The 25,791-nt window shown below is 40.8% G+C and carries 24 protein-coding genes; 16 read left to right on the top strand and 8 right to left on the bottom strand.

All coding sequences use genetic code 11. The features are described 5' to 3' along the window. Positions 1-45: 45 nt before the first annotated feature. On the bottom strand, positions 46-1,077 hold the full coding sequence (locus ACM0OP_RS11750; RefSeq protein ID WP_414528590.1) for a cysteine desulfurase family protein: 1,032 nt from the start codon (positions 1,075-1,077) through the stop codon (positions 46-48). Positions 1,078-1,182: 105 nt separating this feature from the next. Next, positions 1,183-1,758 carry a hypothetical protein gene (locus ACM0OP_RS11745; protein WP_414528589.1) on the bottom strand — a complete coding sequence of 192 codons (576 nt, stop codon included), beginning with the start codon at positions 1,756-1,758 and terminating at the stop codon, positions 1,183-1,185. A gap of 190 nt (positions 1,759-1,948) precedes the next feature. Between ACM0OP_RS11745 and tnpC the strand changes: the two genes are divergently transcribed. After that, positions 1,949-3,490 carry an IS66 family transposase gene (gene tnpC, locus ACM0OP_RS11740; RefSeq protein WP_414528588.1) on the top strand — a complete coding sequence of 514 codons (1,542 nt, stop codon included), beginning with the start codon at positions 1,949-1,951 and terminating at the stop codon, positions 3,488-3,490. A 54-nt stretch (positions 3,491-3,544) separates the two neighbouring features. Here the strand turns inward: tnpC and ACM0OP_RS11735 are convergent, their stop codons facing one another. The 3 genes from ACM0OP_RS11735 to ACM0OP_RS11725 all read right to left on the bottom strand — a co-directional run bounded on the left by ACM0OP_RS11735 (position 3,545) and on the right by ACM0OP_RS11725 (position 7,179). Next, entirely contained in the window at positions 3,545-5,866 is a 2,322-nt protein-coding gene (locus tag ACM0OP_RS11735) for a hypothetical protein (RefSeq protein ID WP_414528587.1), read from the bottom strand. Between the two features lie 29 nt (positions 5,867-5,895). Continuing rightward, positions 5,896-6,135 carry a hypothetical protein gene (locus ACM0OP_RS11730; protein ID WP_414528586.1) on the bottom strand — a complete coding sequence of 80 codons (240 nt, stop codon included), beginning with the start codon at positions 6,133-6,135 and terminating at the stop codon, positions 5,896-5,898. Between the two features lie 126 nt (positions 6,136-6,261). Next, positions 6,262-7,179, bottom strand: a complete 918-nt coding sequence (locus ACM0OP_RS11725) for a DUF4007 family protein (RefSeq protein WP_414528585.1) — start codon at positions 7,177-7,179, stop codon at positions 6,262-6,264. Between the two features lie 224 nt (positions 7,180-7,403). On the opposite strand from ACM0OP_RS11725, the gene mazG reads away from it, so the two are divergent. Then, positions 7,404-8,207: a nucleoside triphosphate pyrophosphohydrolase gene (gene mazG, locus ACM0OP_RS11720; RefSeq protein ID WP_414528584.1), complete on the top strand. Its 804-nt coding sequence runs from the start codon at positions 7,404-7,406 to the stop codon at positions 8,205-8,207. A 111-nt stretch (positions 8,208-8,318) separates the two neighbouring features. Here mazG and ACM0OP_RS11715 read toward each other — a convergent pair whose 3' ends face one another. Beyond that, the gene (locus ACM0OP_RS11715; protein WP_414528583.1) at positions 8,319-10,328 is read right to left on the bottom strand and encodes a M48 family metalloprotease; all 2,010 of its coding nucleotides are present in this window, start codon (positions 10,326-10,328) and stop codon (positions 8,319-8,321) included. A 183-nt stretch (positions 10,329-10,511) separates the two neighbouring features. Between ACM0OP_RS11715 and ACM0OP_RS11710 the strand changes: the two genes are divergently transcribed. The 14 genes from ACM0OP_RS11710 to ACM0OP_RS11645 all read left to right on the top strand — a co-directional run bounded on the left by ACM0OP_RS11710 (position 10,512) and on the right by ACM0OP_RS11645 (position 24,185). Next, positions 10,512-11,819: a glutamate-5-semialdehyde dehydrogenase gene (locus ACM0OP_RS11710; RefSeq protein ID WP_414528582.1), complete on the top strand. Its 1,308-nt coding sequence runs from the start codon at positions 10,512-10,514 to the stop codon at positions 11,817-11,819. A 71-nt stretch (positions 11,820-11,890) separates the two neighbouring features. Beyond that, complete coding sequence (locus tag ACM0OP_RS11705; RefSeq protein ID WP_414528581.1) at positions 11,891-12,787, top strand: bestrophin family protein; 897 nt, start codon at positions 11,891-11,893, stop codon at positions 12,785-12,787. Positions 12,788-12,906: 119 nt separating this feature from the next. After that, complete coding sequence (gene aroC / locus ACM0OP_RS11700) at positions 12,907-13,995, top strand: chorismate synthase (protein WP_414528592.1); 1,089 nt, start codon at positions 12,907-12,909, stop codon at positions 13,993-13,995. Between the two features lie 14 nt (positions 13,996-14,009). After that, the gene (locus ACM0OP_RS11695) at positions 14,010-14,450 is read left to right on the top strand and encodes a DUF29 domain-containing protein (protein WP_414528580.1); all 441 of its coding nucleotides are present in this window, start codon (positions 14,010-14,012) and stop codon (positions 14,448-14,450) included. Between the two features lie 38 nt (positions 14,451-14,488). Continuing rightward, on the top strand, positions 14,489-15,583 hold the full coding sequence (locus ACM0OP_RS11690) for an AAA family ATPase (protein WP_414528579.1): 1,095 nt from the start codon (positions 14,489-14,491) through the stop codon (positions 15,581-15,583). After that, positions 15,580-16,227, top strand: coding sequence for a DUF4276 family protein (locus tag ACM0OP_RS11685; RefSeq protein WP_414528578.1), 648 nt, complete (start codon positions 15,580-15,582; stop codon positions 16,225-16,227). The genes ACM0OP_RS11690 and ACM0OP_RS11685 overlap by 4 nt, the downstream gene beginning before the upstream one ends. Positions 16,228-16,356: 129 nt before the next feature. Then, entirely contained in the window at positions 16,357-16,611 is a 255-nt protein-coding gene (locus ACM0OP_RS11680; protein ID WP_414528577.1) for a SemiSWEET transporter, read from the top strand. Between the two features lie 74 nt (positions 16,612-16,685). Then, positions 16,686-18,335, top strand: coding sequence for a B12-binding domain-containing radical SAM protein (locus ACM0OP_RS11675; protein WP_414528576.1), 1,650 nt, complete (start codon positions 16,686-16,688; stop codon positions 18,333-18,335). After that, positions 18,319-18,507 (top strand): CPXCG motif-containing cysteine-rich protein, encoded by a 189-nt coding sequence (locus tag ACM0OP_RS11670; protein WP_414528575.1) that lies wholly within the window; start codon positions 18,319-18,321, stop codon positions 18,505-18,507. Before ACM0OP_RS11675 ends, ACM0OP_RS11670 begins: the two co-directional genes overlap by 17 nt. Positions 18,508-18,526: 19 nt before the next feature. Then, positions 18,527-18,976: an SRPBCC family protein gene (locus ACM0OP_RS11665; protein ID WP_414528574.1), complete on the top strand. Its 450-nt coding sequence runs from the start codon at positions 18,527-18,529 to the stop codon at positions 18,974-18,976. Between the two features lie 246 nt (positions 18,977-19,222). After that, positions 19,223-19,906, top strand: a complete 684-nt coding sequence (bioD, locus tag ACM0OP_RS11660) for a dethiobiotin synthase (protein WP_414528591.1) — start codon at positions 19,223-19,225, stop codon at positions 19,904-19,906. A gap of 200 nt (positions 19,907-20,106) precedes the next feature. Next, positions 20,107-21,336, top strand: coding sequence for a M20 family metallopeptidase (locus ACM0OP_RS11655; RefSeq protein WP_414528573.1), 1,230 nt, complete (start codon positions 20,107-20,109; stop codon positions 21,334-21,336). An 89-nt stretch (positions 21,337-21,425) separates the two neighbouring features. After that, positions 21,426-23,588 (top strand): DEAD/DEAH box helicase, encoded by a 2,163-nt coding sequence (locus ACM0OP_RS11650; RefSeq protein WP_414528572.1) that lies wholly within the window; start codon positions 21,426-21,428, stop codon positions 23,586-23,588. Between the two features lie 12 nt (positions 23,589-23,600). Beyond that, a complete protein-coding gene (locus tag ACM0OP_RS11645) occupies positions 23,601-24,185 on the top strand; it encodes an Npun_F5749 family FMN-dependent PPOX-type flavoprotein (RefSeq protein WP_414528571.1) in 585 nt (194 codons plus the stop codon). Positions 24,186-24,250: 65 nt separating this feature from the next. Here ACM0OP_RS11645 and cysE read toward each other — a convergent pair whose 3' ends face one another. Together cysE and ACM0OP_RS11635 are read right to left on the bottom strand one after the other, a co-directional pair. Continuing rightward, entirely contained in the window at positions 24,251-25,015 is a 765-nt protein-coding gene (cysE, locus tag ACM0OP_RS11640; protein ID WP_414528570.1) for a serine O-acetyltransferase, read from the bottom strand. Positions 25,016-25,167: 152 nt separating this feature from the next. Further along, positions 25,168-25,659, bottom strand: coding sequence for a hypothetical protein (locus ACM0OP_RS11635; protein ID WP_414528569.1), 492 nt, complete (start codon positions 25,657-25,659; stop codon positions 25,168-25,170). Positions 25,660-25,791: the final 132 nt, after the last annotated feature.

Genomic DNA, 25,791 nt, shown 5'->3' with positions numbered 1-25,791 from the left:
TCAATCCTCTCCTAGAATCCCACTGTCAATAGGGTTTGAGACGCGCTAACCCTGTTGTAAAACGTGAGAGGGTGCAACAATACCGGAAGAACAAGCCGCACCTGTAGAAATGGCTAATTGATGGCGAACTCTCGCAATAATCGCACTATTAGGAATATTTGGGATAGAAATATGTAAGTTACCTGATAAACGGTTGTTTAAGTCTCCGTTAATTACTAAGCCAGGTATTTGTGATTGTAGCAAGTTTTGGAGTTGGTTTCGCATAAGTGCGATCGCCTGTTCATCTGCTTCCATCTCCAAGCGTCTCCAGTGACAAGCTTCACCTAAACCAGCGATTCCGGGGACATTCAGCGTACCTGATCTAATTCCCTGTTCATGTCCACCACCATATATGATAGGTTGCAGGTAATGACCTTTTTTCACGACTAATGCACCAACTCCTTTGGGCGCATAAAGTTTGTGTCCAGAAATAGCTAAATAGGTAATACCCCAGTCTTGAAAGTTGAGAGGAATTTTACCCACTGCTTGAGAAGCATCACATAAGAAAGGAATATTGTAGGAAGATGCGATCGCACCAATTTTTGCAGTAGGATAAATTGTACCCACTTCATTATTAGCAGCCATCACACACAGCAAAGAAGCACCTTCAGCGCAGACTTTTTCCAGATAGTTTAAATCGATTTGAGCTTGTTGATTAACCTTTAACCAAACAATTTCCACTAACTTTTTTTTCGCTAAAGCAGCGCAAGTATCTAAAACCGCCTTGTGTTCAACAGGAGAAACAATAATTTTGCATGAGTGATTTTGTTGGGAAACATAACCTTGAATTGCTAAATTAATACTTTCCGTTGCACCAGAGGTAAAAATAATTTCCTTGGGGGAAGCATTAATTAATTCGGCTATTTGTTGACGGGCTTGTTTAACAACTTTTGCTGCTTCATCTCCATATATATGATCTACACTATTGGCATTACCAAAAGCAGTAGTCATATAATACATGACTTTTTCTGCTACTCTCAAATCAACGGGAGTAGTTGCATGATAATCAAGATAAATTATCTTTTCTTGTCTAGTCATTTTTTTAAACGCAAAGGTACGCAAAGGTAACGCGGAGTAACGCAGAGAATTATCATAAAATCTCTCCAAACTCTCTGCGCCTCTGCGCCTCTGCGGGAGTTTTCATCATAACTCATTCTCTAAAAATCTTCTGGCAACTCTCCCCCAATCAACGCGAGTATCTTGGGCATGATCTTTACGTTTTCCTTCAGGCTGTTCATCTTCATATCTAGCCCATGCCATTAATAGTAATTTTAACCCATCTAAGGAGTTAGTTAACCTTGAACGTAAAGTATCTATATCGGCTTTATCTACATCCTCTTCTAAAATTTCTACTAAGTTTTGATAAGCCGGATGATTGGTGTTCAAAGTAACAATAATTGCGCCACCTCTAGGTTTGACGGAGAAAAAAGCGGAACTATCAAGGGCAGATTGGGCAAAAGTATATTTTAAGCCATCATCTACAGTTGTTGCTGCTAATAATTCTGCTTGTGATTCAGCAACCCCTTCTTCTTTTAAAGTTTCTTTAATAACTTGTTTTCTTTCTTCTTTTGGTAATTGTTCATCTTCATCACTTTTGCCTTTATGACCTTGTAATTTACGTTCTTGGGTGATAGTTGTGGCTACTTTTTCTGGTGTGTTAAGGTCATGGCGCTTTGGGGGGGGTACGAGTGCCTTTTGTCTGTGCTTTAATGAAACCACGAATAAAACTGAGTTGGCTATTAATTTTATCAGCAATAACTATAAGTGAACTTTTTGGATCTTCTTCTTGTTCTAGTTCTTCTTTAAGTTGTGTAATAGTTTTTCCATCTTCTAGTAAAGATGTAACCGTTCAGGGGGGTAGTAGAGAGATAGCCAAAAATTCCCCCCAAAATCTGATAAATTAAGTGACATGGAATTTACTTGCGTCAATCACTTAGAACAGATACCCCCAGAAGATTGGGGAAAAACTCCAACCAGCGTCAAAAAACTGGTGGAGGAGATGGCGCAGCAAATAGAACAACAGTCAAAGAAATTAACTCAAGTCCTGACAGTTCAAGAACAATTATTAGAAAAAATTAATCGGACTTCGGTTAACTCATCATCACCACCATCAAGTGACCCACCGGGATTTGGAAAAAAGCCTGCAAAACACAAAAGCGGTAAAAAGCGAGGGGGACAGCCAGGTCACAAAGGAAAGAGCCGAGATTTATACCCAATCGAAGAATGTAGCGAAGTAATAAACCATCATCCAGAAGAATGTGCAAATTGTGGAGCCACCCTGACTGGAGTTGATACAAACCCCTATCGTCACCAGATAGTAGAAATACCACCCATCAGTCCCATAATCATAGAGCATCGTTTGCATCAATTGACCTGTACTGGATGTGGCACAAAGACCCGTGCCATATTACCATTCGATGTGAACCCAAGTGGTTACGGGGTAAGAGTAGTAGCTCTAGTAGCATTGCTGAGTGGAGTATATCGCAATAGTCAAAGAATGGTACAAAGTGCCATGCAAGAGGTGTTTGGAATCTCAATATCGTTGGGAACCGTCAACAAACTCAGGCTCGAAGCGAGCAACTCAGTGGCAGCCTGCGTAGATGAAGCCAAACGATATATTCAAAACGCAAACATCGTCGGAGCCGATGAAACCAGCTTTAATCAAGGAAATATTGACGGGTTTAATCCTGAACAGAGAAAAGCTTGGTTATGGGTTGCAGTTACGCCCTTAGTGACATTTTTTGAAATAGCCCTCACCCGTTGTACCCAAGGGGCAAAGAATTTATTGGGTGAAAACTTCAATGGAATTTTAAACTCCGACCGTCATGGTGCTTACAACTGGGTAGACTTAGAACGTCGGCAATTGTGTTGGGCGCACCTGCGACGGGAATTTATCAAAATATCGGAACGTCCTGGAGTCTCGGCTGAATTAGGAACTGCACTGGTTAAACAACAGGAAAAATTATTTGAGTTATGGCATCGAGTCCGAGATGGTACTCTGTCCCGTGATGAATTTGTGAAGTTAGTCACAGATATTCGGGAGCAAGTCCTAGTTTCCTTACAAGAAGCCGCCGACCATGAGATTAGCTATCGGGAAAAAACACCCTTGTCCAAAACTGTTCGTACTTGCCGCCAGCTTTTAAAGGTTGAATCTGCGATGTGGTTGTTTGTGACAACTGTTGGGGTTGAACCCACTAATAATGCTGCTGAAAGAGCTATTCGTCCCGCCGTGATCTGGCGACGGACTAGTTTCGGTTCTCAGACTGAAGCGGGTAGCAATTTTGTAGCTCGGATGTTGACTGTGGTCACAACGCTTAAGTCCCAAAAGCGTAATGTTTTGGAGTTTATGACTCAGGCTTTTGTTGCTGCTCGTGGTAGTACAGCCACTCCTTCTCTGCTTCCAGAAGCTACTGCTTGTTCTGATGGTTCTGACTTGTCGAAAGCTGCATAATTTGATTGCTTGATTTTGGGGGTTGTTTTCTTCTTCTTTACACCCCCTGAACGCTTACTTGAATACTTCCGCCCTTAATCCTAAAACTGCAAAATACTTAACTGCAAAACGTTCAGGATATTTGACTAATAATTCAAAATGTTCTGTTCCTAAAACTGGAATAAATGTTCCATCTTGATACACTCCCAAATCATCAGCGTGATATAACAGCACCGCCGCTATAATCACAGGAATTGCACCTTGTTTAACACCATAAGGAGGTGCGGCTAAACGTTGATAAACTAAATCAAAAGTTTGGCTTTTTTCCGTCGCTGATAAACAAAAATCCTCTACCACTTCCCAAAGAGAATTTAAACCCGAATCTTCTAATGGTGGTAAAAAGTCCCAATAATCATCTTCCTGTTGATGAATCCCGGTTTGTTCTAACAGAGAATAATACATACAAACTTCGGGACCATAACCTTCTAACCCTAATCTCTCCTCATTTTGATGTTCTAACATAGCCTGAATCAATTCTCGTCTAGCTTTTGTCCCCTGAGAGGTTAAATCTCGACGGTTAATTAATTCATTCCAGAGAATGGGACTTTGATGATAAACCTGATCGCAAATATCAGAAAGTTTGCTATTAAAATCAGTAACATTATTGAGTTTGGTGAGTTTTCCTTCTACCCAACAGCGCTGATTTATCCCAATACTAAAAGATTGACTGAGGTTTTCATCTAAAGATTGTTCAGCTTCTAATAAACGATAATTTACCTCTTTTCTCGCCACCCCATCTGTTTGTAATTCCTTGGCTGTTTTTTTGATATTATTCAAAGCCACAAATTCTAGGGTGCGAATCCTCAAAATAGCTAAATTCGCTGCACTCAAAATTACTAAGGGTTTACCATCGCTCGTTGTGGAAGGAACAGCATCAGGAATTTCTTCATCTACCCAATACCCCACAAAACCATCCGCATCAACGCTACTACAACTTAATTGCTGCAAATCGTGGGATTTATCTAAATAATGGCGTTCAAAATAACGTAAAGTCCCCTTTTGGTAACTGTGACGTTGAGCTACTAAAGGTCTGAGAGGACGGTGCAAAGATAGAAGTTTTACTAAAGGCGATCGCTCTTGTTCGATATAATTAGATAACTCACTATCAACATTAAAATCAGAACCTTGCCAAATCCGCAATTCATCTAATTGACGACGATGAGTAATTAAATTCTGATTCAGCAATTTATCAATAATTTCTTGCCAATAATTAATCTGTGCTGCTGAGGGAGAATCGCACATTGCTAAACAGACTAAAGTTCTAGTCGCTCTCATTGAACCCGTAATAGTAATCAGGTTCAAAATTCCAATAGTTTTTAGTACCCTCAGACTATCTTCTTCTAAGCGTTTAACATCACTAATTAAATCTTGAATTTCTACCCATCTTTGCAAATTAGGACGAGAAGCTAAACCCATACCGGCAGCTTCAATGAAATAGTCATAAATTCGATATAATTTCAGAGTAGGAAAGCTGTCATCAGCAACCGTGACTTCCTCTAAGAAATTGCGAAAAGATAAAGGTTCACTACTCGTTAAAAACGTAAATAAAGAACGGTCATTTTGAGCATAACGTTGACAGAGAGTTGGTAAAACCAAAGCCGATAAAGGATGTAGCGGATAAACTGCCTCAATCACCTTATCAGTGACTTCTTCACCAATAATCTGTGATTCCAAATGTTGAAACCACTCCTGAGCATTACTATGAATAGCACAGCTAATTTTTTCAGATGCTGAAGAGTCAATTGCTTGACCAATTAACCGCATCATTTGCCCAGATGATTCCGCAAAAGGAATATCCTCAAATCTTCCTTGAATCTTCGCCCATTCATTACGTTGAACAGCAGCTAATCGTTGCCCATATTCGGCAAAAGCTTGATGTAAAATCCCTAAAATATAAACAGGAGTTTTGCTATCTTTGGGTAATTCAGCTAATTGTTGTAAAACATATAAATCTTCAGCCCCTTGCTCATGAGAAGCATACTCTAAATTCTTACCCAGTTCATCAATAACCAGTAAAATCCCCGTTTGAGATTCCTGAGCCAGTTCTAAAACCAAACTAGGAATTTCTTTACTATCAACCGCTCTACCAGCATTAATTTCAATCTCTAAATCTAGCAATTTTTGAACAACATTAATATTGTTGATCTCAGTCAGATTCCAAAAATTATTAACACCGATTAATAAAGCCCGAATAACAGTATGACTAATTGGTTCTCTTTGTCCCGTAGCAACAGCCCTAATTAATCCTACAGAATTAGTTTTTTCTTGAATTGATTGATAAATATTACTCTCTCTTCCCAATGCTTCCTCAGCTATAGATAAAGCTGTCCTGTGCATTCTACTCTGAGAACCAGCAGCAAGAGAAATTAAATAATGAAATGAGCAAAAGCAGATTTACCAGTACCATAAACACTGGTTAAAGTCCAAGCTCTACTTCCTACATCAGAATTAAAAGTATTAACAATGCGTCCTAGAGATTCAATCGCTCTTTGAGTCAGAATATAACCCTCTAAAGCCTCCACACTTTCTAAATCTCTTTCTAAATTAATTGAACGAGTATAGCGACGTTCAAGGGTGAAATAATGGGATAATTTTTTGTTAGTCATAACTTTACTTAATTATTTTATAGGATTTCCTAGTCTATAGTTATCTGCGTTCATTTGTGTACTCTGCGAGAAGCCGCTAACGCGTCTACATCTGCGTTCGCTCATCTTTAATTCCCATCTGCTGTATCAAGAATTATAATACTTTCCTAAAACTTCTTGAGTTAAAATATCTGGTTCTTCAGTAAAAGATAACTGAATTAACCCTGCGGTATCAGAAAGAATTAGCACCTTAAACTTTTGAATAACTGTTTCAATAGCTTCATACAAAACATTTTCAGTTAATTTAAACACCATTCCCGGACTACCTTCATCATAAAGTAAACGAGAAATAGCAATTGTTTTTGTACTACCTGCCCAAGCCGCATATTCCAAACAAGCAGCAACTATAATTTCTGCTGGTAAATTCGTTTTAGTTCCAATTTTAAACTGATAATTCTTACCAAAAGTACGAATTAAACCAAGTTCATTAAAAGGACAATCCATAGAATCTTCAATGGGGCTATTATTGCCCATAAAATCTTGTGAAGCATACATTCGTAAAATACAATTTACATCTTTTATAAACGAAGATTCCGCAATATTTTTAGTGAACTTGTCTATATACTCGTTCAGTCCTGCTAAAATATCTGCTTTTGTAAATTCTGAATCCCGAAATATATTAAAAATATAATACCAAGCAGCAGCTTCACAAGTAGGTTTTAACAAATTCCAATGTAATAACCATAATGATGCAGGGTCTTCTAAATAAGGGTCCCATCCATTGTTTCCCAAAAGTTGCTCACCAAAAATTGTTGGGGAATTATTTTTATCAATAATGTTAAAAGCATTACACCAATAACGCATAGAGCGTACCATATTCTTACCCACACCCAAACGGACAGGTGCATCATCTTGTAAGAAAATTCCCGAATTTGTTTTCACCGCATCAAATCCTTTTTTCAACCAACCAAAACGAGGATGAAAAGTTTCATGGTTGGCAAATATTGGATTTACTGGATTTACTGGAGTTTCAACTTTTTTTAAGTTCAGTTTAGTTTCGATCACGATTTAATGTATAAATAGCAACTATTTTTGTTATTATGACTCAAAGAAGACACAATTGAGTTAATCCAGTAAAAAAAATTATTTAAATTTTCATGATATTAACTAGTTAATTTTCCCAATATTTGCTTAAATTTAGTGAAAATCACGAACCCAAATAAATATCCCCGAATTGTTCAAGAAGTCGGGGATCTGAGTCTCTCGGTGAAGTACGCGGAGGTTTTTTTATGGATGAGAGTTTGGATGCTTTAGAAGAGTTGATTGAGGTGGTGGCTAAGTTGCGATCGCCTGATGGGGGTTGTCCTTGGGATTTGGCACAAACGCCGGAAAGTCTGATTCCTTATGTGATTGAGGAGGCTTATGAGGTGGTGGCGGCGATTCAAGGCGGGGATGAGTCAGAGGTAAAGGAGGAGTTGGGGGATTTACTTTTGCAGGTGGTTCTTCAAGCCCAAATTGCTGGGGAGTCGGGTGGGTTTAATTTGCAGGATGTGGCTAAGGGAATTTCTCAAAAGTTGATTCGTCGTCATCCTCATGTTTTTGGTGATGTGGCGGTGTCGGGTGTAGATGAAGTTCGCCAAAATTGGGAGGCGATTAAGGCACAGGAGAAGGGGGAAGTTTCAGAGAAGCATCAATTCAGTGCTAAGTTAGATCGTTATAGTCGCACTCTTCCTCCGTTAATAGCGGCGATGAAGATTTCCCAAAAGGCGGCGGATATCGGCTTTGAATGGGAAAATATTGACGGGGTTTGGGCGAAGTTTCATGAGGAGTTGGGCGAGTTTCAACAAGCTGTGGCTGAGGAAACCCCGGAACGTCAACAAGCGGAGTTGGGTGATTTATTATTTGCAGTGATGCAGTTGGCGCGTTGGCATAATATTGACCCTAGTGCAGCGTTACAGGGGACAAATCAACGCTTTGTGCAGAGGTTACAAAAAATGGAGGCGGTTATTGATCGCCCCCTTGCTGATTACAGTTTGGATGAGATTGAGTCTCTCTGGCAGCAGGCTAAAGCCCAATTAGCCAAAGAGCAGTGATAGTTTTATAATTTCATTGTAACGGTCTTGACTTAGGTGTATTGGTTTTTTCTGTTCCGCCTTGGTGTCTCCGTTGAAAAATCATTGATTTGACCACAGAGACAAGAGGTGCTAAAAATTCACAGAGACAACTAGGAATATTCCCAAGATAATCGATCCACCGCCCATAATGAATGACCAAAAGCGATGGTAACTATTCACTATTGTGCCATTGTCACTTTCCAGTTGAATTAAATCCATCCAAGGTGCGACACCGCGACGGAACCAACCCACAGCCCCGACTTGTTGACCAATCAGGCTTTGGACTCGTTTCATCCCAAATAAGAAGTTACCAATGGGACCAAAGCGGGAACTGTAGCGCAGATATAGCATACCGTTACGGTCTTGGATTTTTAAATCGGAACCAAATTTATAACCAGCGTCACCCCGCCCAATCAGTGAACCTGATAGTTTTGCCGGTTTTCCCCGTAAAGGACTAGCGTAGGGGTCGGACATTAAGGTGAGAACGTCGGTGGCTGGTGCTTGCTGGTAGTTGGGGAAGGTGACTAAGGTTTTGATCAGGATTCCTATACCTAAGCCGATCAATGGCGCACCTATGATTAAACTTGGGTTTAACAAGATGATACCAATTGCCAAGCCAGCGAAGAAACCAATAGTTTCCCCACAGTATAAAACTATGTCTAAGAAGAAGTTACCGTACAACTTCTGTTTATTCAGAGTTTTACCTTCGCCGATGACTCTTCCCATGTCAAATTCAGTTGGTAAACCTAACTGTTCGGCATAGGTACTCAATGCACGAACCCGTTTACCTGTCAATGGGTGAGTAGAATTTAATTCCATCCACCAGCCCCAGGGGTTAAACATATCCCATAAAAATACCCGTCCAATTTTGCTGGGGTCAGATGCAACTCTATAGGCGGTTCCGGTGGATGTTGCGGCTTTAGCATCATAAATTCCCAAGGCGCGAGTACCTTCAATCAGCTTGCTAGGTTCTTTTTCTCGTGTCCCTTCTTCTAAAATTCCATAGGCAATTTTCACCAAAGCGCGGGATAAGCCATTGGGGTTCCCTGTACTTTCGGCGGCGAAGTGGTCGGCAAAGTATTCTCTGGTGCGGGAGAGGTAGAGTAATAAATATGTTCCGACAATATAAAACACGTAAGCCATGAAAGCTGCATTTTGCGCCGCACCTTTAATTTTGTTATCGCCACCGCCACGACCCAAGCGCCTAGCTGTGGAGTAAATTAGATAGCAAATCTGGACGAGGGTAGATGCAACGGTCATTACAGCAAAGTCCCAATGGACGATGTGTCCTAGTTCATGGGCGTAAACGGTAGCAATTTCATCATCATCTAAGTAGGTGAAAAGTCCCTGACTGACTACTAACCGGGCGCTGTTGGGTAAGGAACCATAGGTAAAAGCGGTAGGATTTTGGTCGTCAATGATTCCTAACCGGGGGGTTTTGAGATTTTTATCTCGGCAGATTTGACGAATAATTCTCCCTGTTTCTGGGCTGAGGCTTTCTACTTCTGCTAAGTCTACCCAGCGTCTCTGGTACAGCCAGCCTTGGGTGATATCCATGAACCAGGGAGAAAAGAAAAAGGCGGCGATATTAAAGAGAATGGTGATGGTAATGGCGAAGAATAACCCTTGTGAGGGATTGTCACTACCGAGAATGAAGACTAAGTTTAAGCCTAATACTAAGACCATGCCAAACATCAAGGTCATGGTGACAGCAGAAGCTAAAACTAAGTTACCACCTACACTCCCCATTGCGATTTTTACACCTGTAGCGGCGGCGCGTCCGGCTTTTTCCATCGTTTTGGGCTGGTTTTCTGACTCTGTAGAATTAGGCTGGTTGACTGTTTTGGAAGTCAAATATTGACTGGCTTTTTCTGCCCATGTTCGCACGTTGAGGTTGTCACTGGCCATTAACCTTTGACAGAGGATAGTAGCTTTTTCCATTTCCCCCGTAGCTTTATAGGCTTTGATTAGCCACATCTGTGCGGAAAGATAATCTGAGGAATTTTGATCTATGCAATTACGGCTGAATTGTTCCAGTAATTCCACCGCTTCCTGATAACGTTTTGCTTGAAAGGCTTCTAATCCAGATTGCAATGACATAGTATACCCTTTCTGAAGGAGTAGTATTTTATTCCTTAATACTCCATAGATCCAACCTGTGTCATGACAATTACGGAAACTTAATCCAGATAAAATACAAAAGTTTACGGATAATCCCATTGGTATATTATTTCATCCTCTTGCGAACCTTGATAGGATGGGGAAAAAGCTAAGTTTTGTGATATGACTATTGTTCAAGATGCTTCTTCATTAATTGCGATCGCCCAACAAACCCGCGCCTCTGCAAGTAAGTTGGCATTATTGGGGACTGAAGGGAAAAATCAAGCGTTAGAAGCGATCGCCCAAGCCTTAGAATTAGCTCAGGACGAGATTTTACAGGCAAATATCGCTGATTGCGAAGCTGCATCTGCTGAAGGTATTGCCAAACCACTGTATAAACGGTTGCAGCTAGATGAACATAAATTAAGGGATGCGATCGCCGGGGTGCGAGATGTGGCTAAACTAGCTGATCCGGTGGGTAGTGTGCAGATTCACCGGGAGTTGGATACAGGTTTAGTTCTCAAGCGCATAACTTGTCCTTTGGGTGTGTTGGGAATTATTTTTGAAGCCCGTCCAGAAGCTGCGATTCAAATTGTTTCTTTAGCAATTAAATCCGGTAATGGTGTGATTCTCAAGGGTGGAAAGGAAGCGATGCGTTCTTGTGAAGCCATTGTCAAAGCCATTAAAAAAGGATTATCTGCAACTGCTGTTAATTCAGATGTGGTGCAGTTATTAACTACTAGAGAAGAAACACTAGAACTGTTAAAGTTAGATAAATATGTAGACTTAATTATTCCCAGAGGTTCCAATTCTTTTGTGCAGTTTGTTCAGGATCATACGCGGATTCCAGTATTAGGACACGCCGAGGGAATTTGTCATCTATATATAGATAAAGCGGCTGATATTGCTCAAGCGATTACAGTTACTGTTGATGCCAAAATTCAATATGCTGCTGCTTGTAATGCGGTGGAAACTTTATTAGTCCATCAATCTATAGCCTCAGAGTTTTTACCAAAAGTTGCTGAAGCTTTGTATAAAGTTGATGTAGAGTTAAAAGGTGATGAACGCACTTTAGAGATATTACCAGAAATCACCCCAGCTACAGCCACAGATTGGGAAACAGAATATAGTGATTTGATTTTAGCCATTAAAATTGTAGCCTCCATAGAAGATGCGATCGCACATATTAATGAATATGGTTCTGGTCATACTGAAGCTATCATCACAGAAGATTTAGCAGATGTAGAAACATTCTTTGGTATGGTAAATGCAGCCGGAGTATTTCATAATTGTTCTACCCGTTTTGCTGATGGTTTCCGTTATGGTTTCGGTGCAGAAGTGGGAATTAGTACCCAAAAAATGCCTCCTCGTGGTCCCGTTGGTTTGGAAGGATTAGTTACTTACAAATATCAAATGACTGGCAAAGGTCATATTGTGGCTAATTACACAGGAGTAAATGCTAAATCCTTTACTCATCGGGATTTAGAATAAAATTTCTAGAAATAAATGAACTACAGAGCGGCTTTTTTGGTCGTTCTGCCAATACTTAGCGCAATATGTAGATGATTGTAAAAAAACCAAGTTGGTTGGAAGTGGCTTTACAAATTAAAGGTTCTGTCGTCCCAGTAATTCTTCCCCGCCTAATTTTATGTGGTGGTTTAGGATTTATCATATCTGTAATTCATTACTACGGTTATGGTTTTCCCCAGCCAATTTTTAGTAGTGTAATTACCAATGTCGCCTATAATTTGGTTTTAGGTTTGTTAATGGTATTTCGGACTAATACAGCCTATAGCAGATATTGGGAAGGTCGGCAAATCTGGGGAACAATTGTGATTAATAGTTTAAACTTAGGGAGAAAAATTCGGCTATCGGTTAGCGATAGATCAGCCAGTGAACAACAACAGAAAAAAGCAGCTATCAAAATGTTAACAGCATTTGCGATCGCCACAAAATTAAAACTGCGACGTTTACCTGTAAATAATGAATTAGCAGCCTTACTCACACCAGAAAAATATTTAGAACTGAAAGACACAAACAGCCCCCCATTGAAAATTGTATTGTGGATTGGAGATTATCTTAAACAGCAAGAAAAGCAAAATATTCTTACTACCTTAGAACTAATTGAAATGAACACCAACCTAGATAAAATGGTAGAAGGATTCATTGGCTGTGAACGAATTTTAACAACACCAGTACCCTTAGCTTATACAATTTATCTCAAGCGAGTCTTATTAATATATTGCTTAATCTTACCCTTACAATTAGTATATGATTTAAACTGGTGGACAGGCCCAATCGTCACCATTATCAGCTTTATTTTACTAGGGGTAGAAGAAATAGCCAACCAAATAGAAAACCCCTTTGGAATAGAACCAAACGACTTACCAGTAGATGAAATTTGCCGTAAATTAGGCACAAACCTGGAAGACCTAATGAGTGCAAACTTAAAACCTTAACAAACCCTCTCCCCTCCCTTGGCGTACTTGGCGACTTGGCGGTTCGTTATCAAAATTCCCTCAACCAAAGCAATAACATTCGGTACAATACAAAAGCCTCACTTTTTTTCCTCAACATCATGGGCAATACCTTCGGACATTTATTTCGCATCACAACATTTGGAGAGTCACACGGCGGCGGAGTCGGAGTAATAATTGACGGTTGTCCACCTCAACTAGAAATTACAGCCGCAGAAATTCAACTAGAACTAGACAGAAGACGACCCGGACAAAGCAAAATCACCACACCCCGCAAAGAAGCCGATACTTGCGAAATCCTTTCTGGAGTATTTAACGGGAAAACCTTGGGAACACCTATCGCCATTATGGTGCGGAATAAAGATACCCGTCCCCAAGACTACGACGAGATGGCGCAAACCTATCGCCCATCCCACGCCGATGCAACTTATGATGCTAAATATGGGATTCGTAATTGGCAAGGTGGCGGCAGATCCTCAGCCCGTGAGACAATAGGGAGAGTAGCCGCAGGTGCGATCGCAAAAAAAATTCTCCGTCAATTTGGTAATATAGAAGTCATCGGTTACGTCAAGCGGATTAAAGACTTAGAAGGGGTAATTGACCCCAACACCGTTACCTTAGAACAAGTAGAAAGTAACATTGTGCGCTGTCCCGATGTAGAATGTTGTGATCGCATGATTTCATTAATAGAAGAAATTGGTAGACAAGGTAATTCCATCGGTGGTGTAGTAGAATGCGTCGCCCGCAACGTTCCCAAAGGTTTAGGCGAACCAGTCTTTGATAAATTAGAAGCAGATATTGCCAAAGGTGTGATGTCTCTTCCCGCCAGCAAAGGCTTTGAAATTGGTTCCGGTTTTGGGGGAACACTATTAACAGGAATTGAACATAACGACGAATTTTATATTGATGAAAACGGAGAAATTCGCACCGTCACCAACCGTTCTGGAGGCATTCAAGGGGGAATTTCTAACGGTGAAAATATTGTTTTAAGAGTTGCATTTAAACCCACCGCTACTATTAGAAAAGAGCAAAAAACAGTTACTAAAGAAGGTGAAGAAACAGTATTAGCCGCTAAAGGTAGGCATGATCCTTGTGTTTTACCCCGTGCAGTGCCAATGGTTGAGGCGATGGTAGCATTAGTATTATGTGACCATTTATTACGCAATCATGGGCAGTGTCAGGTGTTGTAATTCGTAATTTGAGGATGAGTCAAGAAACTGGTTATGAACAAGATTTTCTCCTGTGGACGGAACAACAAGCCGAGTTGTTGAAAAAAGGACATTGGACTGAATTAGATATTGAAAACTTGGTAGAGGAAATAGAGGCTTTAGGGCGTAGTGAACAGAAAGAACTCGGCAGCTATTTACAGGTGCTGTTAATGCACTTACTCAAATGCCAGTATCAGCCAAAACGCCGAACCAAAAGCTGGGATAGTACCCTTTCTAACTGCCGTAATCAAATTCAAGATTGCTTAGAAGATACTCCCAGTTTACAGCGTTATCTTCAAGATTCAGTATGGAGAAAAAAATACTATCGTCGTGCTTGTCGAGACGCAGCGAAAGAAACTCAAATATCAGCAGAAACCTTTCCGGCTGAATGTCTGTTTATAATTGAGCAAATTCTTGACCCCAGTTTCTTAGTTTAACTCGAAGCACCTCTACAGAAAAATTAGGAGACTGTTTCATGACAAATTTGAGCAGTGAAAAGCAACTATCAAGAATTATTATAAAGGGTTTTAAATCCATCGCCGAATGTGACATCCAGCTTTCTCAACTCAATATACTTATTGGCTGTAATGGTGCTGGTAAATCTAACTTTATCGGCTTTTTTCGCATGGTGCAACAAATACTTGATGAACAGTTGCAACTTTTTGTAAGTCGCCAAGGTGGACCAGATACAATCTTACATTTTGGGCGAAAAAAAACCAAACAACTAGAAATTCAGCTTTACTTTGGCAACAACGCATATTTTGCCACCTTTGAACCAACTCAAGATAATCGTCTCATGTTTTCCGAAGAGTCTTTTTGGTGGAAGATGGGCGGTGGGCGTAAAATAGGCAGTGGTCATTTTGAAACTAAAGCTTTCCAGGGTAATAAAACTCAAATTGACGAATACATATTACCTGCTATGCGACAATGGCGGGTTTACCATTTCCATGATACGAGCGACACTGCTTATGTGAAGCAACCACATAGTATTAATGATAATATTTACCTGCGTCCAGATGGCAGTAATTTAGCTGCTTTTTTATATTTATTAAAAGAAAATTATCCTGATTCTTATCAACGAATCATTAAAACAATTAGACTCGTCGCTCCTTTTTTTGGAGAGTTTTGTTTACGAACTTCTCCACGAAATAAGGAAGTAATAGAACTAGAATGGTTTGAACAAGGTCAAGATATTCCCTTTAAAGCTCATCTGTTTTCTGATGGAACCTTGCGTTTTATCTGTTTAGCAACGGTATTTTTACAACCCATTTATCTGCAACCAGAAACCATTTTGGTTGATGAACCTGAGTTAGGTTTACACCCTTATGCAATTACTGTACTAGCATCTTTAATGCGTGCAAATTCTAGAGAAAAACAAGTTATTGTTTCCACTCAATCGGTAGAATTGCTAAATGAATTTGATGCTAAAGATGTAATTGTTGTGGATAGAGAGGATGGAAAATCATTACTCCGCAGATTGAATGAAGATGATTTGCATGAGTGGTTAGAAGACTACAGCTTAGGAGAGTTATGGAAAAAGAACATCCTGGGAGGTAGACCTTCACGATGATGCGAGTCAATATTTTTGTGGAAGGACAGACAGAAGAAACTTTTGTGAGAGAATTACTTTATGACCACTTTCAGCGACAAAATATTTACCTGAATCCCATCTTGGTGCGAACTAGCTCAACCAGTAAAGGTGGTATAGTCAGCTACGAGAAAATCAAAAGGCAATTGCATATAAAATGCTCAGAAGATAGTTCTGCATTGGTCACGACAATGTTTGATTTGTATGCATTACCAAAAGACTTTCCTGGAAAAGATTCTTTACCAAATACTAATGACCCATTCACAAAAGCTGAACATCTGGAACAAGCAATGAGGGAAGATATTGGACATCAAAACCTTATTCCCAACTTAATACTGCATGAATTTGAGGGACTATTGTACAGTAATCCCAATGCTTTTAAGGAATGGTTTGATCAAAGCATAGTAGACAAGCTACAGCGTGAGCGTGATTTTTTTCCTTCACCGGAACATATCAATGATAGTCCGATGACAGCACCATCAAAAAGAATTATCAGTTGTTGTCCTAGCTATAATAAACCCTTACATCGATCTCTAATTGCCATAGATATGGGATTAGATATAATTCGTCAACAGTGTCAGCATTTTGATAAATGGTTAACATATATAGAAAACATTAGATTGTAGAAAATCCCAGTTACAGCTAAAAAGTAATAATTAAACATCACTGCAATTTGACATATTGCCGGTGCGTTTAAAAATTATTTTCGTAACTTAGATATAATTGCTATATATTTCCCAGGTATCTCTGCCAATATGGAATTGATCACAATATTAGGATTGTGTGCTGCTACTTTAACAACTAGTGCTTTTCTACCCCAAATGTGGAAAACATGGCAAAGCAAATCAGCCAAAGATGTGTCTTACTTGATGCTAATTACATTTATTAGTGGTCTTTTCTTATGGTTAATATATGGAATTGTTCTCAAATCTGTACCAATTATTCTGGCTAACAGCTTCACCTTATTTTTCAACTTCATAATTCTATGGCTTAAAATTAAATATAGATAACCATTTTTCTATCACACACCCATTGAAACCAATTATCCAACTTCTCAATTACGAATTACGAATTACGAATTAATATGACCTTATTTGCCTCGGAACGCCTATTATTCACCCCCACAACTCCTAATAGTGATGCTATCCCGCTAATTTTCGCCTTTCCTAATGAGTACACGGTGGGTATTACTAGCCTCGGCTATCAGGTGGTATGGGCAACTTTGGCGATGCGGGAAGATGTGCAGGTGAGTCGCTTATTTACTGATATTCAAGAACAATTACCCAGAAATCCGGAAATTTTAGGGTTTTCTATTTCCTGGGAACTGGATTATGGCAATATTTTAAATTTATTGGAATCTCTAGAAGTTCCGATTAGGGCGACTTCTCGTGATGATTCTCATCCTCTAGTTTTTGGTGGTGGCCCGGTTCTCACTGCTAACCCTGAACCTTTTGCAGACTTTTTTGATGTGATTTTATTGGGTGATGGAGAACATCTGTTACCGAATTTTATTGAGACTTATAAGGAAGTCAGAACCGCTTCTAGAGAAATTCAATTGCAAGCATTGGCGCAAGTCCCCGGAATTTATGTTCCCAGTTTGTATGCGGTGGAATATCACGCCCCAGATGGGGAGGTGAAGTCAATTAAACCGATTTTCCCAGAGGTTCCCGCCGTGGTGGAGAAGCAAACTTACCGAGGAAATACTTTATCTACTTCGACTGTGGTGACGGAAAAAGCGGCTTGGGAAAATATTTATATGGTGGAAGTGGTGCGGAGTTGTCCGGAAATGTGCCGCTTTTGTATGGCTAGTTATCTGACTTTACCTTTTAGAACAGCCAGCCTGGAAGAGTCGTTAATTCCGGCTATTGAAAAAGGTTTAGCTGTCACAAACCGTCTGGGTTTATTGGGGGCTTCGGTGACTCAACACCCAGAGTTTGAGGCTTTGTTAGATTATATTAGTCAGCCGAAATATGATGATGTGCGTTTGAGTATTGCTTCGGTGCGAACTAATACCGTAACTGTGCATTTAGCTGAAACTTTGGCGAAACGAGACACGCGATCGCTTACTATTGCTGTAGAAAGTGGTTCTGATAAACTCCGCCAAATCGTGAATAAAAAGCTGGATAATGATCAAATCATCCAAGCTGCCATCAATGCCAAGGCTGGAGGATTAAAAGCTTTAAAACTCTACGGTATGGCTGGTATCCCCGGTGAAGAACCAGAGGATTTAGAGGAAACTGTGGCGATGATGCGGAGTATTAAAAAAGCCGCCCCCGGTTTGCGGTTAACTTTTGGATGTAGTACATTTGTTCCCAAGGCACACACGCCATTTCAATGGTTTGGGGTAAATCGTCAAGCGGAAAAACGGTTACAGATGCTGCAAAAACAGCTAAAACCCCAGGGAATAGAATTTCGCCCAGAAAGCTATAATTGGTCAATTATCCAGGCTTTGCTATCTAGAGGCGATCGCCGACTGTCGCAACTGTTAGAATTAACTCGTGAGTTTGGTGATTCTTTAGGTAGCTACAAACGAGCTTTTAAACAACTCAAAGGACAAATACCAGACTTAGAGTATTACGTTCACAGCCACTGGTCAACAGAGCAAACATTACCTTGGCATCACTTGCAAGGGCCTCTGCCACAGTCTACACTACTAAAGCACTTAGCGGAAGCTACAACTCATTTCCGCTCCACACCCCCAGAACTACAGCCATTGAATGCAAAATACTGCTGAATACTACTGCGCTTATTGCGGCGAACCCAACTTAACTTTTATCGATTTAAGTGCGGGGTTACAACAATCTTATATTGAAGATTGTCAAGTTTGCTGCAACCCGAATATTTTATATGTATCGGTTGATGAAGATACTTTAGAAATTGAGATTAATACTGATTGCGAAGGCTAGATTTTAGGTTGTTCTTTCCATGCTGCACTTTCAACATTCCTCAATCATTAATGCGCCAGTAGAAGTAGTGTGGAAATTCCACGAAAGACCAGATATTTTGCAAGTTCTTAACCCACCTTGGCAACCGGTGAAAGTAGTACGTCGGGAAGGTGGGCTGGAAGTGGGCGCTATTACGGAATTTCGCCTGTTTCTAGGGCCATTACCTTTAACTTGGTTAGCCCGTCACATTGAATGCGAAAAAAATCGCCTATTTATTGATCAACTCATATCTGGGCCTTTTGATTCTTGGGTACATCGCCATGAATTTCAGCCGGAAAATGGTAAAACTAAATTAACTGATGTTGTTGCTTTTTCTATGCCTGGGGGAAGCACTGTGGAATTTATCAGTGGTTGGCTAATACAAGCCCAGTTAGAAGCTATGTTTCGCTATCGCCACCATGTGACTAAAGGTGAGTGTGAATCTCTATAAGAGGATGTTTGAAAAGTCTAATTTATTACTTACCTTGGCGACTAGAAGTCGCGGCTACACAGACAAAACCCACCTTCGTGGGTTCAAAAAGATCGATTTACCGTTAGTCCGCGCAGGCGGACTTCGTTTGTGTAGTAGCGAATTATATTCGCCCGATACTTTTCAAACATCCTCTAAAAATAGGTGGGGAGTGGAAAAAAGCAATGTTGAACGCCAAAGGAAATCAAAGAGGAGTGCTTTCGATTGTTGAATACATTACTGATTACTGGTACTGATACTGAGGCTGGTAAAACTGTTTTAACTACGGCTTTGGCTGCCTATTTCCAAAAGTATTACCCCCAGCGTACTTGGGGAATTATGAAGCCGATTCAGTCGGGGATAGGCGATCGCCAATTATATCAAAAGTTATTTTCTTTACAACAATCTGCTGAGGAAATTACACCTTTGTATTTTGATGCACCCCTCGCCCCTCCCATCGCTGCCGCTAAGGAAAATCGTACCGTGGATTTGGGGGTGGTTTGGCAAGCTTTTTCTAAATTGCGATCGCAGCGTGATTTCGTTTTAGTAGAAGCTTTAGGTGGTTTAGGTTCACCGATTACTGATGAGTTGACGGTGGCGGATTTAGCCGGTGATTGGCGTTTACCTACAGTATTAGTAGTCCCAGTCCGATTAGGTGCGATCGCGCAAGCTGTAGCAAATGTGGCATTAGCCAGGCAATTGAAAGTGAATCTCAAAGGTATTGTGCTTAACTGTGTACAACCCCGTACAGAGGCGGAAATCGCGGATTGGACACCATCAGATTTAATTCAATCTCTGACCAATATACCTGTTTTGGGTTGTTTGCCTTATTTAGATAATTTAGAAGACTTAGATAAACTCGCGGAAGTAGCATCTAACCTGGATTGGGAAAGGTTAACCGCCGATGCGTAGCTGGAGACTGGGGATTGGGGACTGGGGATTGGGTATTGGGTATTGGGGACTGGGTATTGGAAACTAAAAATCTTTCCTCCCACACCTCCCACACTCCCCACACTCCCCCCTGCTATAACTATGTGCGCTGAACTCTTTGGGAAGGATTAAACTGGGAAAATATCCTCAGTTAGCTTTACTGAAACGAGCTTATTTTCATCATGGTTTCCACTTTTCCCAACTCTTCTGTAGATTTATCTCGCGTTCGTCTGGAAATTCGCTCGTTGCAACCGCGATTGGTAGAGTGGCGACGACGACTGCATCAAAAACCAGAGTTGGGGTTTAAAGAAAAACTCACAGCTGAGTTGGTTTCCCAGCAGTTGCAAACATGGGGAATTGAGCATGAAACTGGTATAGCTCAAACTGGTATTGTGGCTATTATTAAAGGAAATAAACCCGGTGCGGAAAAAGTATTGGCAATTCGGGCTGATATGGATGCTTTGCCAATTCAAGAACTGAATGACGTTCCCTATAAATCGCAACATGATGGAGTCATGCACGCTTGTGGACATGATGGACATACTGCGATCGCACTGGGTACAGCTTACTATTTACATCAGCATCGGCACAACTTTAGCGGAACGGTGAAAATGATCTTCCAACCCGCCGAAGAAGGGCCAGGGGGCGCACAACCCATGATTGCAGCCGGGGTACTGAAAAACCCTGATGTGGATGCAATTATCGGTTTACATTTATGGAATAATTTACCATTGGGGACAGTTGGTGTCCGGGCTGGGGCCTTAATGGCATCTGTAGAATGCTTTAACTGCACCATTTTGGGTAAAGGTGGACATGGTGCTATGCCGCATCAAACCATTGATTCTATCGTCGTTGCCGCCCAAATTGTCAATGCCCTACAAACAATTGTCGCCCGTAACGTTAACCCCATTGATTCAGCCGTCGTGACAGTGGGCGAACTTCATGCCGGCAGCAAGCTGAATATCATTGCCGATAAAGCCCGCATGAGTGGTACTATCAGGTATTTCAACCCTAATTTTAAAGGATTTTTTAACCAAAGAGTTGAGCAAATCATCGCCGGAGTTTGTCAAAGTCATGGTGCAAAATATGACTTAGAATACTGGAGTCTTTATCCACCAGTCATCAATGATGCAAGTATAGCGGAACTAGTCAGGTCAGTAGCAGAAGAAGTGATTGAAACCCCTATGGGTATTGTCCCAGAATGCCAAACAATGGGTGGTGAAGATATGTCATTTTTCTTACAAGAAGTGCCTGGTTGTTACTTCTTCCTGGGATCTGCCAACCCTGAGAAAAATTTAGCCTATCCCCATCATCACCCCCGATTTGATTTTGACGAAACCGCTTTAGCAATGGGTGTAGAAATATTTGTGCGGAGTGTGGAGAAATTTCTGGCAAAAGGGAGTGGGGAGTAGGGAGTGGGGAAAGAAGCAGGGGTGCAGGGTGCAGGGCGCAGGGGAGAAAAGACGGTAATTTCCCAATAATCAATGACTAATAATAACTAATGACTTTTTCCAGACTTGCACCCTTTATCCAGGAGTACATCTACCTTCACAACTGGACTGAATTAAGACCAGTACAAATAGCGGCGTGTGAAGTTATATTTAACACTGATTCTCATTTGCTAATTGCGGCAGCAACTGCGGCGGGAAAAACAGAAGCAGCTTTTTTACCAGTTTTAACTCTAGTACATGAAAAACCCGCTAATAGCATCGGCGTATTATATATTGGTCCCATCAAAGCCTTAATTAATGACCAATTTGAACGCCTTAACGACTTGCTAAAAACAGCAGATATCCCAGCATATCACTGGCATGGAGATGTAGCCCAAAGTCGCAAAAATAAACTCATCAAAAATCCCCAAGGTATTCTGCAAATTACACCGGAATCTTTAGAAAGCCTATTAATTAATAAACATCATGATTTAATCCGTTTATTTGGTGATTTACGATTTGTGATCATTGATGAAATCCATTCCTTTATGGGTTCTCAACGTGGTTGTCAGATTATTTGCCAATTACAACGTTTAGCCAAGGTTACAAATACCCAACCCCGCCGCATTGGTTTATCAGCAACCCTGGGTAACTATGTAATGGCGGAAGAGTGGTTAAGTTCTGGAACTGACAAGCCTGTAATTACTCCCAATATCACCGCCGCAAAACGGCAAATTAAGTTAGCTATAGAACACTTTTATCTTGATAGTGAAATTGATGAATTAGAGTCTACAGCTTACGAGAAATATATTTTTAATCTCAGCAAATCTCGTAAATGCTTAATTTTTGCTAACAATCGTACCCAAACTGAATCAGTCATCGCATCATTACGCCGAATAGCCACAGAACAAGCATTACCAGATATATATCATGTACATCATGGCAGTATATCTGCTAGCTTACGCCAAGCGGCCGAAAATGCGATGCGCGAACCCCAAAAGCCTGCGGTAACTGCGGCTACACTAACTTTAGAATTAGGTATAGATATCGGTCATTTAGAGCGAGTAATTCAGTTAGAGTCGCCTTTGTCTGTGGCGAGTTTTTTACAACGTTTAGGACGCAGTGGGAGGAGAGGCGAAGCTGCTGATATGCGTTTTATCTGTGGGGAAAATCAACCTTTATGGTCAGCACCTTTACCAGAACAAATTCCTTGGCAACTTTTACAATGTATTGCCATTATTCAACTTTATTTAGAAGAACGTTGGATTGAACCTATAGAACCGATTAAATATCCCTGGAGTTTGCTATATCATCAGACCATGAGTATTTTAGCTGCAACAGGAGAAATGACACCTGCGGCTTTAGCGAAACAGGTTTTAAATTTATCACCCTTTGGGGCTATTTCCTCAGCAGAATTTAAGTTATTATTACGCTATTTAATTGATATAGACCACATTCATCACACGGAAAGGGGTAAATTAATTATTGGTTTGGCTGGAGAAAAGGTAGCAGGAAAATTTCAGTTTTATGCGGTTTTTGCTGATAATCAAGAATATACCGTTAAGCAGGGAACAACGGAAATTGGTAGCATTGCCATACCAACTCCTGTGGGTAATCAATTCGCCTTAGCAGGTAGAACTTGGGAAGTTTTAGAGATTGAGTTTAAAAAAAAGGTAATTTTAGTAAAGCAAGTAGCGGGAAAAGCTACTATTTATTGGCGGGGTGGTAGTGGAAGTATTCATACCAAAGTTTTGCAAAGAATGCGGCAAGTATTACTGGAAGATATAGAATATAGTTACTTACAAAATAATGCTCAAGCACGTTTAAAATTAGTTAGACAATTGAGCCGTAATGCTGGATTAGATAAAAAAAATATTTTACAATTAGAAAAAGGTAAATGTTGTATCTTTCCTTGGATGGGTACAGTAGCTTACCGGACTTTGGAAAGGTTGCTTAATTCCTGTTGTCGGGAATCATTAGAAATTAATAGTATTGGTGGGGTAAATCCTTATTATTTGACAATTAAATTAGGTAAAGATAAATTTAAACATCTGCAAGCAGAACTGGTTTCATTGTGTGAACAAAGAATTACAGGTGAAGATTTAGTTAGTTCCGCAGAAGCCCCAGAACTGGAAAAATATGATCAATTTATCCCCCATGCTCTTTTAAGAAAAGGGTTTATGGAAGATTACTTAGATATTAAAGAAGTTAAGAAACAAATTTTACTTTGGTAGGCAATTCAAATAATGTCCATTGCTCCTTGGCGTGGTGCGATCGCCCATGCACTGCATCGTAATCGTAGCCTAGTATATGCCCGTTATCTACAACTGGCAACAGTGGCGGAAAACAATCGTCCTGCTAATCGTACTGTAGTGTTTCGGGGTTTTCTAGAAGATAGTAACCAGTTAAAATTTATTACTGATGCCCGTAGTCATAAAGTTGACCAAATACAAAAACAACCTTGGGCAGAAATTTGTTGGTACTTTCCCAAAACGCGAGAACAGTTCCGCATTTCTGGTTGCTTAACTTTAATTGCAGGGGATGATTCTGACCCCAGTCTCCAACCAGCCAGAACAAAAACTTGGCAAGAATTAAGTGATGCAGCGCGGTTACAATTTGCTTGGCCTCATCCTAGTCAACCGAGAGTAAATGAACCAGGAGCTTTTGCGCCATCAGCACCTAATTCTGCCCAACCACTGCCAACTTTTTGCTTATTGTTACTGGAACCACTGGAAATAGACCATTTAGAATTACGTGGAGAACCCCAAAATCGCCGACTGTACAGCGTAAATGAGCAGCAAGAGTGGGTTAGTCAAGAAATCAATCCTTAATCATTAGTCATTGGGAAATTACCGTCTTTTCTCCCCTGCACCCTGCACCCTGCACTCCTGCCTCTTTAAATCCCGGCTCCATCGAGAAATTGCTGAATTGCTTTGTCTCGGAGGTTACATTGGGGAGCTTCTATTAACAAATCACTTTCAGAAGAAACTAAAGAAACAGCTAAAAGGTGGGTTTTTGGGGAAGTCTGATTATTTTGGAGATTTTGGATTTGTTCTTCTAAGGATTCAATCCGATTAACTAAGGCGCGAATTACTTCAGCTTCGGAATCGGGTAAGTTGTTGTGTTCTAGGGGTGCAACTCGCGTACCAGAACGATAGACAATGCGACCGGGTACGCCTACTACTGTGCAATCTGTCGGCACATCTCGAAGCACCACTGAACCTGCACCAATGCGGACATTATTTCCAATGTGAATATTACCAAGTACCTTTGCACCGGCTCCAACTACGACATTTTCCCCTACTGTGGGATGGCGTTTGCCGGTTTGTTTACCAGTTCCCCCCAGGGTGACACCTTGATAAATCAGAGTATAATCACCTACTATGGCTGTTTCCCCAATTACTACGCCCATACCATGATCAATAAACACACCCTTCCCAATGGTTGCGCCGGGATGGATTTCGATTCCTGTTAAAAATCTGGCGGTGTGAGAAATTAAGCGGGGAAAAAAGGGCAGTCCCAGATGATAGAGCCAGTGAGCCAGCCGGTGGAATAGCAGGGCTTGCAAACCTGGGTAGCAAAACAAGACCTCTAACCAGTTACGGGCAGCTGGGTCACGTTCAAATATAATGCGAAAATCAGCGCGTAGTCTAGATAGCACGATGTAGTACCCTCGGAAAGCAAAACGAGCTACTACTCCATAGTACCGCTCCTGGTGTCAACTCTGAAATTTGGGGAGTAGGGAGTGGGGAGTGGGAAGTGTGGGGGGTGTGGGGTAAAGATTTTTAACTGTTCTTTTTTCTGGCGGTTGAGTTATTTTTCTTGGACTCTAAGAGTATAGTTACGCCTGATGCCAGGATTAAAAGTACCTACCCAAATTTTATAAGTGCCACTTTTAAAGTCTGTGTCTTCAAAACTGGCATCTTTATTTGTTCCTGTGTCATCCCCGCAGCGAATTGTGTTGTCGTCTGGCCCTTGAATAAGTATGGTTGTGTCATGGCCGCCACTTTTGACTTTGATGTTGATGTGCTGGAAGTCTTCTGTCAATGTCAGTATGTGATCTGGCTGGGGATCAGCAAAACCGACGCAGGGATTTTTATCGCGATCGCGTCTGCTAATCTCAGATAGGGAGTAAGAACCACCTGTGTGACCAGTGACTCTTCCTTCTAATGGCTCAAAACCCGGTGATAGGCTGAGTGTACCAAAATGTGATGTTTCTGCCGTTGCTGGTGTGGCAATAATGGCGGCTACGATCGCCACAATCCAACGACCTGGAAAATGATGCGGGGGGCGACGGTAGTTCATAAAGGAGCGCTCCAAGAGGCTTTATCTTGATGATATATACAACATTTTACCCCGCCACAATTCCAGAAAAGTATTTAGACAATTAGCAAATTTCACAGCAGGGATCAAAGGAAAAATGTCACATTTTCTTTA

The organism is Nodularia chucula CCY0103, from assembly GCF_963923915.1.
Taxonomy (GTDB): Bacteria; Cyanobacteriota; Cyanobacteriia; order Cyanobacteriales; family Nostocaceae; genus Nodularia; species Nodularia chucula.
The sequence above is the reverse complement of the archived record's forward strand: the minus strand, read 5'-3'. Positions and strand labels throughout refer to the sequence as shown.